The organism is Anaeroplasma sp. (assembly GCF_034179385.1).
In the GTDB taxonomy this organism is placed as follows: Bacteria; Bacillota_I; Bacilli_A; order Acholeplasmatales; family Anaeroplasmataceae; genus Anaeroplasma.
This window is the reverse complement of record NZ_JAXFPY010000053.1, coordinates 1-15,308: the sequence shown is the minus strand read 5'-3', so window position 1 is coordinate 15,308 and position 15,308 is coordinate 1. Positions and strand designations below refer to the sequence as shown.

12 protein-coding genes are annotated in these 15,308 nt (G+C 32.4%); all 12 read right to left on the bottom strand.

Features of this window, described 5'->3' with window-relative positions:
- A partial coding sequence (locus SPJ17_RS03530; RefSeq protein ID WP_321092823.1) for a hypothetical protein occupies positions 1-621 on the bottom strand: 621 nt, incomplete at its 3' end.
- 176 nt (positions 622-797) lie between these two features.
- Positions 798-1,160 carry a single-stranded DNA-binding protein gene (locus tag SPJ17_RS03525; RefSeq protein ID WP_321092821.1) on the bottom strand — a complete coding sequence of 121 codons (363 nt, stop codon included), beginning with the start codon at positions 1,158-1,160 and terminating at the stop codon, positions 798-800.
- Between the two features lie 184 nt (positions 1,161-1,344).
- The gene (locus tag SPJ17_RS03520; protein ID WP_321092820.1) at positions 1,345-2,598 is read right to left on the bottom strand and encodes a pitrilysin family protein; all 1,254 of its coding nucleotides are present in this window, start codon (positions 2,596-2,598) and stop codon (positions 1,345-1,347) included.
- Entirely contained in the window at positions 2,588-3,796 is a 1,209-nt protein-coding gene (locus SPJ17_RS03515; protein ID WP_321092819.1) for an insulinase family protein, read from the bottom strand. The genes SPJ17_RS03520 and SPJ17_RS03515 overlap by 11 nt, the downstream gene beginning before the upstream one ends.
- Positions 3,797-4,642: 846 nt before the next feature.
- Positions 4,643-5,362, bottom strand: a complete 720-nt coding sequence (gene deoD / locus SPJ17_RS03510; protein WP_321092818.1) for a purine-nucleoside phosphorylase — start codon at positions 5,360-5,362, stop codon at positions 4,643-4,645.
- A complete protein-coding gene (deoC, locus tag SPJ17_RS03505; RefSeq protein ID WP_321092817.1) occupies positions 5,362-6,021 on the bottom strand; it encodes a deoxyribose-phosphate aldolase in 660 nt (219 codons plus the stop codon). The genes deoD and deoC overlap by 1 nt, the downstream gene beginning before the upstream one ends.
- A gap of 12 nt (positions 6,022-6,033) precedes the next feature.
- Entirely contained in the window at positions 6,034-6,900 is an 867-nt protein-coding gene (locus tag SPJ17_RS03500) for a hypothetical protein (RefSeq protein WP_321092815.1), read from the bottom strand.
- A gap of 78 nt (positions 6,901-6,978) precedes the next feature.
- Positions 6,979-9,675 (bottom strand): isoleucine--tRNA ligase, encoded by a 2,697-nt coding sequence (gene ileS / locus SPJ17_RS03495; RefSeq protein WP_321092814.1) that lies wholly within the window; start codon positions 9,673-9,675, stop codon positions 6,979-6,981.
- A gap of 364 nt (positions 9,676-10,039) precedes the next feature.
- Positions 10,040-11,992, bottom strand: a complete 1,953-nt coding sequence (locus SPJ17_RS03490; protein ID WP_321092813.1) for an ABC transporter ATP-binding protein — start codon at positions 11,990-11,992, stop codon at positions 10,040-10,042.
- 1 nt (position 11,993) lies between these two features.
- Complete coding sequence (locus SPJ17_RS03485; protein ID WP_321092811.1) at positions 11,994-13,781, bottom strand: ABC transporter ATP-binding protein; 1,788 nt, start codon at positions 13,779-13,781, stop codon at positions 11,994-11,996.
- Complete coding sequence (locus tag SPJ17_RS03480) at positions 13,771-14,211, bottom strand: MarR family transcriptional regulator (RefSeq protein WP_321092810.1); 441 nt, start codon at positions 14,209-14,211, stop codon at positions 13,771-13,773. Before SPJ17_RS03480 ends, SPJ17_RS03485 begins: the two co-directional genes overlap by 11 nt.
- A gap of 264 nt (positions 14,212-14,475) precedes the next feature.
- A complete protein-coding gene (locus SPJ17_RS03475) occupies positions 14,476-15,042 on the bottom strand; it encodes a hypothetical protein (protein WP_321092808.1) in 567 nt (188 codons plus the stop codon).
- Positions 15,043-15,308: the final 266 nt, after the last annotated feature.

The following is a 15,308-nucleotide window of genomic DNA, read 5'->3' as shown; positions in this document are numbered from 1 at the left end:
TTCTTCATCTAAATATGTATATGCGATTTCAAATTTCTTACCATTAAATAAAGGAATAATAGATACTTCTTTAATCTTTTTATTGGTTAGATATCTTGGAATACTAAGACGAATAAAATATTCATCAGGTAATTCAAACATACTTGGATTTATGTATTTCTTTAAAATTTTTATATCCGGAGCTATTTCTCTTAAGAATTGTTTAAATGGTACTGAAAGCGGAATATTAAATATTCTTTTACCATTCTCCATTTTCTTACCTAAGTATGAAAATGTGATGGGATAATACCCTTTAATATATCCTGGTTCTTTAGCTGTAATTTCTAAATTATTATATGTTTGATATTTTAACAAATTAAAATAGGATTCATAAGCTTCATTAGCTGAATAAATTGTTTTTTGGAATACTTCTGAATTCAACCACAAAGACACTTCATGATTTTTAAGCATTTCATAATTATCATATTTATCAACATATGTCTTGTCAATCTCATAATTCTTTTTAATATTAGCTAAAGCTACATTATATGCTTTCTTACACATTCTTGAAAGAAATCTATAGATAAAAAATTCACCTCTAGTTGATTTTAGTTTTTGTTTTAAAACTTTATATCTTTTCACATCAATTCACCTCCTCTTCTTCTTCCATATAATACACCCTATTTTGACATTATTTATGTCTATTATAAAAATATTTTATTTTTTTTATTCTTACTTAATACAAATATATACGAATAGTAATAATAGATAGAGTTTTAAATTTACTAATAAAGAAATAAACAGGGAACAATCCCTGTTTATTCCTCCTTAGATTTTGATGCTTCGGCATCAAATTCCTTAGTACCAGTTTCTCCTAAGAAGATGAGACGATCTGCATAAAGCTCGTTTGTAATGACACTTACATCATTTTTTGTTTCCTTCTTTGGACATATTCTACCCTTTACCGCAACTCGGGCCCCTTTTTTTAGGTAGTTTACGGCATGTTCAGCTAAATATTCCCAAACGGAAATGTTAATAAAGTCGGTATCATAGCCGCCATCCATATTCTGGAATTCCCTTTTGACAGCCAGCCTTAGCTTAACCACCTTTTTGCCATCGGCAACCTCCTTTAGCTCGATGTCATTTACAACATAGCCTATCAGCATGAAATAATTGTACAACGACCTTGTTATCCTCCTTTCTAAATAGCACATTTGTTATATCATTTTTCATTTCAATCATGAAATTTCTAATTATGAAATCCATAAAATTAAATGTACTACTTTTAGAAAAATAAATAGATTAATCGATTCGTAAAATAAAAAATTCCTAAATTTATGTATAAATCTAGGAAATTCTTAATCTTTATTCCTTATTTTTAACATTCTTTGGTAATGCAATTAAATAAGTTATTAAGGAATTCTTAATATATGGAATTAATTCACATATATCAGAATCCTTTGTATTTAATAGGGCATCCTCCTCCATCTCATAATCTGTACCCTCTAATGCTAAGGATAAGGTATCATCCCCTACAAAGGAAATAGAATCTAATGCTCTTATAAAATCACTTTTATAGGATTTAATGGTTCTATTTGAAATATCTGAATCATAATCCTTAACACTTAAATTCTTTAATTTATCGATGATGAAATCCTTTAATTCTATAGGATTATTTGTATAAATATCGATATAGAAATAGGTGCCATATTCATGAGAGGTTATAGAATATTCTATATCATCTAAAATGAGATAATTCTTTTCCTTTAATAGCTTATAAAAGGGTGCTTCTACAGAAAATATAGAATCGAATAAGGCAATCATTTTATTTGGAAGAATAGGCATAGAATAATTTAGTGAATCCATTCTACCCATAATATGTAATTCTGGATATGGAATATCCTCATAGATTGTTTTAGGCTTAAGTGGGGCAAGGGATTCCACAAATGGAATTCTTTCTATATTATTTTCATGAATGGTAATATCCTTCATTTCATCTAAGATAGCCCTTTTTACCTCTTCTATATCGATATCACCTACAATGGTCAATATAGAATTCTTTGGTGTATAAAAATCAAGAAAAGCATTTTCTAAATCGAAAAGAGTAGTATTTTCTATATCCTCCTTTGTACCTAAGATTTCAATGGAATAGGGATCGTTTGGATATAATAGCTTTAAGCATTCCTCATGAATTCTTTTGTCGACTTGGTCGCGGGCTTCTTCTAATTCCGATAATATAATTGGCTTTTCACTTTCGATATTTTCTTTTGTAAAGCCCTTATGAAAAAACATTTTTAATAATAATCTAAGCGGAGGTATTAAATCATCATTCGTTTGAAAATAATAAATCGTTTGTTCTAAGCCTGTATAGGCATTCGCCTCCGCATTTAAAGAATCGAAATCAATTAATGCATCATGACCATCTATAATGAATGCTTTATGCTCTAAAAAGTGTGCAATTCCACTTTTTGATTCATAGAATTCACCATTTCTATAATATTTTTTATGGCTACTACCATAATGAACACCAATACCTGCATATTTTACCTGGAATCCGCTTCTTTTTACAAATATACATTTAAGACCATTCTTTAGGGTGAAGTATTCTCTATCGTTCATTTAGATCCCCTCCAAAGCCAAAGATGACCCTTCTTGAATTTTTAAGCTTTAAGAAGGCATCTTTAATATCTTCCATAGTGACAGAATTAATTCTATCAATATAGGTAGTACCATCATAGAATGCAGGAAAAAAATCCTTACATAATTCATCGAATAAATAGCTTTCCTCTAAATCATAGCTTGCCTTATGTGTTAGGGTAATCATTCTTTTAATTTTATCGATATCCATATAATGAATGCCTTCTGAAATGCATTCATCAATTCTTTCTAATACGAAATCTAAATCCTTTTTCTTTATTTCTGAACGGATCATAAGTATACCAGATGCACCATAAAGCTCACTCGATATGCTATAGCATAATCCATATTCCTCTCTTATTTTTTGAAATAAATAGGAATAATTGGATGCCCCTAGAAAATAATTTAATAAAATAAAGGGGTATATTTTTAAATCACCTGAAAATACATTTATATCGTAGATGATTCTTAAATACATTTGTTTTGATTTATAAGGCATTAAATATAAATTCTTATCTAAGCGTCCTCTATCGATAAAATTATGATCTAGCTTTGGTGATATATCATCTATAGTATTATATGGATATTTCCCATTAAAATCACCTAAAAAATAAGTTACATTTTCATCCTTAGATATCTTATTGTAATAAGCATATAAATCCTCTATGGTAATTTTATCTAATTCTTCTATATCACCCATAGGCTTAAAATCTCTAAGAGTATTTAAAAAGAAAGTATGGAAAGCAAAATTAGAAGCCTTTACATCTAAATATTTATCCATTTTTAAAATGGTAGCCTTAAGATGCTTCTTCGCAGTCAAAAAGGTTTTTTTATCAAAGGTATGATTTACGATTAGTGGAGTAGATAAGTCCTGAAATAGATTATAAATCTTATCTAGGGTATAGGTATCATCATGGATATATTTTGGATCTATAGCATTCGCCTTAAAGACAATCATAAAATAGCTTCCATGCATATCTCCTCGAACCTCGAATTTAAAATCATATAAATCCTCACATACTCTTACAATTTCCTCTTCTGTCTTATATTTACTTGAGGATAATCTCAAATAGGATATTAAAAGACTTCTTATGGTAATTTCCTTAGGATCAATCTTAGAAAGAATATATTTCGTTATTGATATTGTATGAAATTTATTAATATCTATGTACCTGCTCATATTCCCACTCCTCAAAAATGCAAAAAAAGACTGTTAAGTGTTTCTTAATTTGTTGAAAAAGAACAAAGGGGTAAATAAATTCCTCCTTAAGGAGGTTAGGCTTATTAAGTCCTTCAAATAATTTGAAGTCGCTTTGGTGTTTACACCTCTAGGTAATTGATATTCTATAGTATGAATATCACACACTCTACTTTTTCTCTCTATATATATATATATATATATATATTTAATTCTCCATTTATATATCATGAATACATTTACCACCTTTTTTTATACAATCCTCTTTTTATTCTTTTTCCACTAAAGGTATATTCTTTATTTTTCTACTTCTTTTTCGAAGTAATCTATCATCCATTTTTAATTTTCCTTCTATTATCAGGTTGCGATTCACATGCAAAACTCCATAATATTGGAATGAGTATTCTTATAGAATAATAACTCCATATTCGGAAATACACTTTAAAGCAATTCAAACTACAATTTACACTTTTTTCAAACGAAAGTCAAACGGGATTTACACTTTTTTATACCAAAAAAAAGATTTTGATAACACTTTTTATGAATGACATCTAGGTTTATGCTCTTCCTTTATATTCGCTATAATCTTTTACAAAGAATGGTGGAGCTTCATAAAATATCCATCATGATTTCCTTTGCTCATAATGTACAGGGAGGACAGATACTATTACAATATCTATTGATATTAAGCCATTTTACTATATTTTTTGTATATTAAAAAGAAAAAGGTGATTCTAACCTTATTTTGGTCAAAATCACCTTTTTTTACCTTATTTGCTATTTTTAGTCGTTTTTGCGATTAAGTAAGAGATTGTTTAAAGGAACTTTTTACTTTCCTGCAAGCTCTAGGGCAATCTTCATCATATTGTGGAAGGATGATTGACGCTCCTCTGCAGTAGTAATTTCACTTGCGACAAAGGAATCTGAAATTGTAAGTAAGCATGCAGCCTTCTTTCCTAATGCTTTAGCATTAGCGAATAGAGCAAAGGACTCCATTTCAACACACATACAATTATATTTCGTTCTCATTTCTTTCCAATGCTCCTTATTCTCTCCATAGAAAACATCAGAAGAATGAATGCAAGCCTCCGTTAGAGGGATGCCTAGCTTTAAAGCAGCCTTAGAAAGCTTTGTATTTAAAGCCTTAGATGGCTTCATTGCATGAGCTCTATAGCCAAAGGCTACCTTTGCATAATTCGATTCAGATACTGCAGTTGAAACTAAAACAGTATCAAAAACTCTTAAGGATTCATCATAAGAACCAGCAGATCCAATTCTTATAATATTTTCAACTCCATAGAAATTATATAATTCATAGGAATAAATGCCAATCGATGGCATACCCATACCAGAACCCATAACAGAAATTCTCTTTCCATTATAATATCCTGTAAATCCTAAAATATTTCTAGTAGAGGTAAAGCAGATTACATCTGTAAGATAAGTATCTGCAATAAATTTTGCACGAAGTGGATCACCTGGCATTAAAACGGTCTTAGCGATTAATGATGGATCACTACATGCAATATGTGGTGTAGGAATTGCCATTATTTCTCCTCCTTAGCATATTCTTCCATAATCTTCATACCAGCACTACAGCCAATTCTTGTAGCACCAGCTTGAATCATTGCTTCAAATTGAGCCTTATCACGGATTCCACCAGAAGCCTTAACCTCTGCATTTTCTCCTACAGCCTTCTTCATTAAAGCAACGTCACTCGCGGTAGCTCCACCTGTACCAAAGCCAGTAGATGTCTTAACGAAATCCGCACCAGCCTCAACGGCAAGCTCTGATACCTTTACCTTTTCTTCATCCGTTAAATAACAGGTTTCAATAATTACCTTTACTAAAACTCCATTCGCAGCCTTAACGACAGCTACAATATCCTTAAGTACAGTATCCCAATCGTGAGCCTTAGCTGCACCAATATTGATTACCATATCTACCTCATCTGCGCCATCAGCAATCGCTTGAGTAACCTCAAATGCTTTAACGCTAGATGCATTAGCACCTAAAGGGAAGCCGATAACTGTACATACAGCAACATCACTTCCAAGTAATAATTCATGTGCTAGTTGTACATTTACTGGGTTAACACAAACAGATGCGAAATGACAAGCATTTGCCTCTGCACATAGCTGCTCAATATCCTTAGGTGTAGCAGTAGCCTTTAATAAAGTATGATCAATATATTTCTCTACATTCATGAGAGAACCCTCCTAAACATCTAAAATTTTATCTAAGGATAAGATTTCAACATCTACATTTAATGGAGCGAATCTTTCCTTAAGTAAAATCTTTTTTAATTTCTTTGTATTCTTTGCATCACAGATTTTAATTACACCATATCCATCAATAGGTCGGAATAACTTTTCTGCCTTAGATAAGACCTCCGCCATATTAATATGCTTTGAAATCTTACCATCATCGTAAATCAAAATGTCCACAGCTGGTGGCAGTAAGAATGCGCTATCGCCATCCCACTGGATAGCAACAAAGGCACTTCTTGATTTGGCTGTATGCAAAAAAATGTAATCAGAAACCTGTATTTTTTCTTCCGAATATGTAATTTCAAGTCTTTTTCTCTTTTGTAAGTAGCCATATACAGCAGAGATAGACTGTGAATCGAGCCTGTTGAAGCCTGCAACCTGTTCTGGGAACTTCGCTGCGAAGGCCTTCTTCCATGCATCAAAGGTACGAATAATTTCTGCACGGCGGAATAGCCTTACCTCTCCTTCAAATGGTTCACAATATACATAAAAACGGAATTTTCTTACAATTTCTTCAATAATATCTAATATCATTTCAACAGCATAATTGGATAGTAGAATATCAAAAGAAATGAAGAAATTAACATCGAAAAATTTCGGTGGCAATAGCTCAAGATGAGGAACAACGGACTTCGATGCCATAATAAAGTTTGCCTCAAAATTCAAAACATTATGATGGTAGGTATATACCTTATCCCCATAGATTTGTCTTGAATCTGGTGGAGTAATATTCGGGTTTGAAGTTAAAAGTGTTATCAACTCCGGTTTATCATATGTTCTACTTTTTTCCTGTAGGAAAAATAAACGGAATTCCATTCAATCACCACCTTAATTTTCAAAAAGTAATACATTATATGTAGTATATCATTCTTTCAAACTATTGTCAAAGCACGACTACTTCTTATTTACAATTAAATCGCAGCGTGGACATAGCTCATCAACGCTTACAAATGGTACAATCATTCTACATCTAGCACAGGTTCTACCCTCTGCAGGTGTGACTTCTACCTTGAATTCATCACCATCAACGAATTCAATCTGAGAAACGATTAATAATGTAGCTGCATTATCCTTTACTACCTCAAATACCTTTTTCGCATCAGCATCTAATGTAACGGTAAGCTTTGCATTAAAGCTCTTACCGATAACCTTAGCACTTCTTGCATCCTCTAAAGCCTTAAGCACAATATCACGATATTTCATGAATTCATCATATTTTTCTTCAAGGTCATCTTGAATATCTTCTACTTCTGGCATATCGGTTAAATATACATCCTCTGCACTCTTAAATGGTAGACAATCATATGCCTCACTCATCGTATGAGGAAGGATTGGGGATAATAATTTAATTAAAGAATCGACAATCTTATAGAATACAGTTTGTACAGATAATCTTCTATTGGATTTAGGATCTTCAATATATAGAATATCCTTTGTGAAATCTAAATAGAATGCAGATAAGGTAGAGGATACATAATTCAGTACAGTCTTATAAACATCACCAAAGCGGAAGGTATCATATCCATCCTTTACCTCCTTGATGAATTTATTAAGCTTAATGAGCATATACTTATCTACAGATTCAAGCTTAGAGTAAGGTAGTGAATCACTAGGATTGAAATCCGATACATTCGAAAGTAAGAACTTTAATGTATTACGAATCTTTCTATAGGATTCAGATACCTGTTTTAAGATATCTTGAGATAATGGCATATCGGATTGATAGTCTACACTTGCAACCCATAATCTTAGAATATCTGCACCATTGGTATTGCATACCTTAATAGGGTCAACGGTATTACCTAAGGATTTTGACATTTTTCTTCCCTCTCCATCAAGAGTAAAGCCGTGGGATAGGACTGCCTTATAAGGTGCAGTACCTGTAGTTGCTACTGCAGTAATAATAGATGAATTGAACCATCCTCTATACTGATCACTACCCTCAAGGTATAAATCGCATGGATAAGGTAAGCCTCTTCTTGCTAGGGTTGAATAGGAAGAACCTGAATCAAACCAAACGTCCATAATATCCTTTTCTTTCTCGAACTTACCGTTTGGAGAATGTGGATTTGTATAACCCTCTGGTAATAAATCCTTTGCTTCTTTCTCAAACCATACATTAGATCCATACTTCTCAAACAAATCCGCAACGTGAGCTAAAACATCCTGATCTAGGATTTCTGTTCCATCCTCTGCATAGAATACAGGAATGGGTACACCCCAAGCACGCTGGCGTGAAATACACCAATCATGACGATCGCGAATCATATTGGAAATACGAACCTCACCCCATACTGGAGTCCATTCTACGTCATGAATTGCCTTAAGAATATCCTCCTTGATAGGGTCGATGGAAGCAAACCACTGTGGGGTTGCTCTAAAGATAACTGGCTTCTTTGTTCTCCAGTCATGAGGATAGCTGTGGGTGATTGGATCTAATAATAATAAGGATCCACATGCCTTTAAATCTTCAATAATTGCATCCTCAGAATCATCATAGAACATACCGGCATACTTGCCTGCATTTTCCATCTGGTAACCATGATGATCCACGCAAACTAAAACGTCAAGTCCATATTCCTTACCAGCAATGTAATCCTCCTCACCATAGCCTGGTGCGATATGTACGAAGCCAGTACCATCGGTTGTAGTAACATAATCCGCGTTGATAACAGGTTGAATTCTATCATAAATAGGTAGGATATACTTTAAATCTAGTAAATTCTTACCATATTCATAGCCTAAAACATGAACATCCTCTAAAGAAAGCTTTGCCTTTAGAGATTCAAGTAAATCGGCTGCACAAACCATTCTTCCCTTGTTCGAATCAAATACAACATATTGAATATCTGGTCCAGCACAAACGGCCAAGTCACCAGGAATTGTCCATGGTGTAGTTGTCCAAACTAAGAAGGATGCATCCTTAAACATTCCCTCTCCATTTACAATAGGGAACTTAAAATAAATAGACTTAGATGTAATATCATGATATTCAATCTCAGCCTCAGCTAAGGCAGACTCACTTGATGGAGACCAATATACTGGCTTTAAGCCCTTATAAATTAATCCCTTTGCTGCCATTTTAGCAAATACTCGAATCTGATCTGCTTCAAAATCATGAGTTAATGTAATATATGGATTTTCATAATCTGCAAGTACACCTAATCTTTTGAAGCCAACCATCTGACGGTTTACTTGCTTATAAGCATATTCCATACATAAATTACGGAATTCCGCAATAGGCTTATCTCTTCTAGATACACCACTCTTTTGGAGTGCATTCTCAATTGGAAGACCATGCGTATCCCAACCAGGATAATATACACTCTTATAGCCATTCATATTCTTATAACGAACGATAAAATCCTTTAAAATCTTATTTAATGCATGACCTAGATGAATATCACCATTTGCGTATGGAGGTCCATCATGTAATGTATATTCTCTTTTTCCTTCATTCTTTTTGATAACCTTATGATATAAGTCCATCTTCTCCCATTTTTCTTGGATTAATGGCTCCTTATTATTTAGATTACCACGCATTTCAAAATTCGTTTGACCCATAAATAGGGTGTCTTTGTAATCCTTCATATTCTTCCTCCTCATAAAAAAAATCCTTAAAGCATATGCTCTAAGGACGATTTAGTCGCGGTACCACCTTAGTTCCATATATAAATATATATGGCACTTCATTACTTTAACGCAGCAGGCGGGTATAGCTTATCCCTATACCGGCTCGCCCAATGATTCAAAGATACTAGAATTTACTACTTTTCACCCTCTGTAGCTCTCTTATCAAAGTCTAATTGTACCTTTCGTTTGGGGTCCTAACCTTTAATACAAATGAATTATACTATTTTTTCTATCTAAAGTAAATAATTAAAAATTTTTTTGTTATACGATAATTTTTTTGTTATAAGAAAAGGACTTAGCACTAAAGCTAAATCCTATTTTGCTATTCAAGCTCAAAAGCACCAGTATATAGTTGATAATATACGCCCTTCTGTTTAATTAAATCCTCATGTGTACCACGCTCAATTATATGGCCATGATCTAATACCATAATGGCATTTGAATTTTGTACAGTAGATAATCTATGAGCAATAACGAATACGGTTCTACCATTCATAAGACTATCCATACCTCTTGAAACTAAAAGTTCTGTTCTTGTATCAATAGAGGATGTTGCCTCATCTAAAATCATTACAGGGGCATTAGCTAGAGCCGCTCTCGCAATAGAAATCAATTGGCGCTGACCTTGTGATAGCTGAGATCCATTACTTGTAAGCATTGTATTAAAGCCATCTGGTAGTCTTGTAATGAAATCATAAGCATTTGCAATTTTTGAGGCCGCTTCAATTTCTTCCATAGTAGCATCAAGCTTACCATACCTGATATTATCCGCAACAGTACCTGTAAATAGATTTGTATCCTGAAGTACAATACCAATCGATTTTCTTAAATCTGCCTTCTTAATCTTATTAATATTGATACCATCATATCTTATCTTACCATCTGCAATATCATAAAAACGGTTGATTAGATTTGTAATGGTTGTCTTACCAGCACCAGTTGCACCAACAAAGGCAATCTTTTGACCTGGCTTTGCATAAATGGATACATCATGTAATACAAGTTTTTCAGGTACATAGCCAAAATCTACATCAAAAAGACGAATATCACCTTTTAATTCTGTATAGGTAATAGTACCATCCGCCTTATGTGGATGCTTCCATGCCCAATGTCCTGTATGCTTATCACATTCCTTAATAGTACCATCCTCTTCGATTGTACAATTTACAAGAGTGACATAACCATCATCTACTTCCGTCTTTTGATCCATTAAATCAAAGATACGAGAAGCACCAGCCATAGCCATAACGACCGCATTTAATTGCTGGGAAATTTGGTTGAATTGGTTACCGAATTGTCTTGCCATACCTAAGAAGGTAACGGCAATACCAATCGTTAATGCTTGAGATTCAGTATTACCAAAGCCTCTTAAGGATAAATTAGGCACATTGTTAATAACGATTAATACACCTACAATCGCAACTAAAACATAAAGTAGATTTGCAATATTATGAATGATAGGCACAAGCATATTTGCATATGCATTTGCAGCAAAGGAATTATGATTTAATTCCTCATTTAGAATTTCAAATTCTGCCTTAGATTTTTCCTCATGACAGAACACCTTAACGACCTTTTGTCCGTTCATCATTTCTTCGATGAAGCCTTCGGTTTTAGCAACACTTTTTTGTTGTTTAATGAAGAATTTTGCACTTCCTCCACCTATCTTAGATGTCGTAAAGAAAATTAGCAATACGGCTAAAATTACAACTAAGGATAGCCAAATGGAATAATAAAGCATTACTGCAAACAATAAAATTACTGTAAGCATTACCTGAATGAACTGAGGCAGCGCTGAAGATACTACCTGACGGATGGCATCGACGTCATTCGTATAGGTAGACATAATATCACCATGCTGATTTCTATCGAAATAGGAAATAGGAAGCTTTTCCATATTCGAAAACATATCCGTTCTAATCTTATGTAGGAAGCCCTGTGTTAAAGAGCATAATAATTGCTGATATAAGGTAGATGCAAGTATTGCGACAATATAAATTCCACCAAGCTCTAAAATCAACTTAATTAGAGTAGGTCTTACTACCTCATATCCGCTACCCGCAACACTACCATTTGCTTGAATACCTGCATAAATAACATTATCAATAAACTGTGACATAAATACTGCAGCAGCAATAGAGCCTATCGCGGATAAAATAATACAAATAATAATGATAACAACATGTATAGGATACGTACGGAATACATATTTTAATAATCTAGAAAGTGTCTTTTTCGCACTAAAATTAGGATTTGGATTCTTCATACTTTTCATATTAAGCCACCTCCTTCATTGAAGCGCCTGCTTTATTTTGAGAATAATAAACCTCTTTATAAATTTCATTATTCTTTAATAATTCATCATGAGTGCCTATAGCATCAATATGCCCATTATCCATAACGATAATCTTATCTGCATCCTGAATAGAGGATACTCTTTGGGCAATAATAATCTTTGTAGTTGAAGGAATGAATTCCTTAAAGCCCTTACGAATGATGGCATCTGTTTTTGTATCAACTGCACTTGTAGAATCATCTAGGATTAAAACCTTTGGATTTTTAAGTAATGCTCTTGCAATACATAATCTTTGCTTCTGTCCTCCAGATACATTGGTACCACCCTGCTCAATATAGGTATCATATTTATCCGGGAAGGACTCTATGAATTCACTTGCACATGCAAGCTTGCATGCATGCTTAATTTCTTCCATAGTAGCATTTTCGTTACCCCATTTTAAATTATCTGTAATGGTACCTGAGAATAATAAATTCTTTTGTAATACTACTGCAACATTATTTCTTAAAGTTTCAAGATCATAATCCTTAACATTTATTCCACCAACGAATACATTACCCTCTGTTGCATCATATAATCTTGAAATTAAATTTACTAAAGTGGTTTTCGATGAACCTGTTGAACCAATAATACCAACCGTTTCACCACTGTTGATATTTAATGTAATATTTTCTAAAGAATTCTTCTTTGCATGAATAGAATACTTAAAGGATACATGATCAAAGGATACACTACCATCCTTAATCTCATAAATTGGATTTTCTGGATTTACAAGATCACTCTTTTCATCTAATACCTCTGCAATTCTCTTACCAGATTCAATTGCCATAACGATCATGACGACAACAAACGATAACATCATTAATGCCATTAACATTTGGAATCCATAGGTAGTCATCGACTGAAACTGTCCTACGGTTAATTCCGTAAATACATAGCTAAAAGTACCATCGGATAATTGCTCTGAGGTTGTAGTATTAATAATAATCATAGAACCAATTAATAGAATAATGATCATATTGATATTCACTGCAGCCTGCATTGCAGGTGAGCTAAGGGCAATAATTCTTTCTGCGAAGGTGAAATTCTTTCTTAAATCATCACTTGCATGTGTAAATTTATCGATTTCGTAATTCTCTCTTACAAAGGATTTCACTACTCTTATACCGTCAATATTCTCTTTAACAGATTCATTTAATGCATCATACTTCTTAAATATTCTTCTAAATACCTTCATTGCAGATAGCATAATCAATACGATGATTATTGCTAATACAAAGAATACAATTAGGAATACCCAAGATAATTTAGGTGAAATCGTAAAGCACATCATAATAGAGAATATGATCATAAGAGGAGAACGGAAGGCCGTTCTTATAATCATCATATAAGCACTTTGTACATTCATTACATCTGTAGTCATTCGAGTTACTAAGCTTGATGCTTGAAATTTATCGATATTTGAAAATGAAAATTTTGTAATATTTTCATACATATCCTTTCTTAAGTTTTTAGCAAATCCAGCACTAGCCTTACTGCAAAAATAACCAGCTGCAGCTCCAAAGACTAAGGATAAAATTGCCATAACAACAATAATAATAGAATATATTGTAAGTTCAGACATATTTTTATCATTGATTTGGTCTACAAGCTTTGAGGTCGCAAGTGGAAGTGCACATTCCATAACAGCTTCTAATGTGACAAATAATATAGATAAAATACTTGCCGTTTTATATTCTCTTATAGACTTCATTAATTTACGAAGCATTTTTCTTTCCTCCTAATATATTATTCTCAAGTTTATTCATAATGGATAAAAGAATATCTTTTTCTTCTTTTGTTAAGCCTAATGTTAATCTTTCTTCAAAACTTTTTAAATCCTTCTTAACAGATTCCACAAACATTTTTGCATCATCTGTTAAAACTAATTGTTTTAATCTTAAATCATTATGAACGCTTTTTCTTATAATCATACCCTTAGATTCCATTAAAGAAATCACCTTTGAGGCAGTAGATCTCGTGATGCCAAATTCCTTTTCTATATCTTTTTGAAATACAATTTCCTTTTCCGAGATATATACTAAAATAAAGCTATTTGTACCACTTACTCTCTCTAGTGCTTCAATGGATTCTAATTTTTCTATTTTTCTTTTTATGATATTTGAAACATAATTGATTTTGCATCCAATAGCTTCCATTATATCCTCCTATAAATAGTTTGATATTCAACATTATAATTTTTTAAAACTTAAAAATCAACATGATTCTTTGTATAACAAAATTATAAATAAAGTAAAGTGTTTTCATACGAATTCATTTACGATTGATGCTTCCGTTCATTTTTTAAAGTAAAGCCAGGCTTAACAATTTTATTGTTAAGAAACTCCCCTATATATTTCACTTGGGAAATATTATTTGAGACTTATGCTTACGAATAATATTAGAAAAAAGGCTGCAAGAAACTATTTGAGTTTCTTAACAGCCCCTCTTTTGTCTATAATAACTAGTTTTTTATTTGTAGATACATTTTTAATAAAGAAATCCATCATTTTTTCTTTGTCATTTTCAAATCCATCCTTTAAACAAAGTAAAACTTCCTTTGATTGTAGACGGATTTCAAATAAATCATCATACTCATATATTTTTTTGAAATCAAAATAAGAATAATTAACCTTCTTTTTCTTTCCAGAATTGATAATAATAATATCTACGCTTTTTTCCTTAAATGTAAAATCATAGGTCACACCATCCCTTATAACCTCAGGATTCTTGTTTTGTACATCCTTTGGTAAGCGAGAAAGCATAATAATATTATAAACACCTACGGCAAGTGTAAATAAAATGAAGATGGCACCCATAGTTATAAACTGACTATCTCTTCTTACAAAGCCAATGATAGTGAGTGGTGCACCAATAGCGAAAGCTATTGCAAAATAGATATAATTCTTTAATATATTTCTTTTTCCTGATTGAAGCATGGAATGGAATGCTTGTTCTCCTGTTATATTGGAAATATTATGTACTACCATATAGAACTCCTTCTTTTAATTCGTCGTTATTATACTATATTTCTTCCACAAATAAAATAAGAATATTTGTGTTTCCCCAAAATTAAATATGAACGCATAACTGAGCCATTTTTCTAATAGTTAGATAAATTTGTAAATAAGTAGTAAATGTTATTTTAATAAGCAGTTAAGCCATTTTTGAGATTTTAATTTTAAAAATTATGGATACTTTATAAAATTTGTACTATTACCTTTGGTGCGTGAATTAAAAAATGGGGAAACACAAG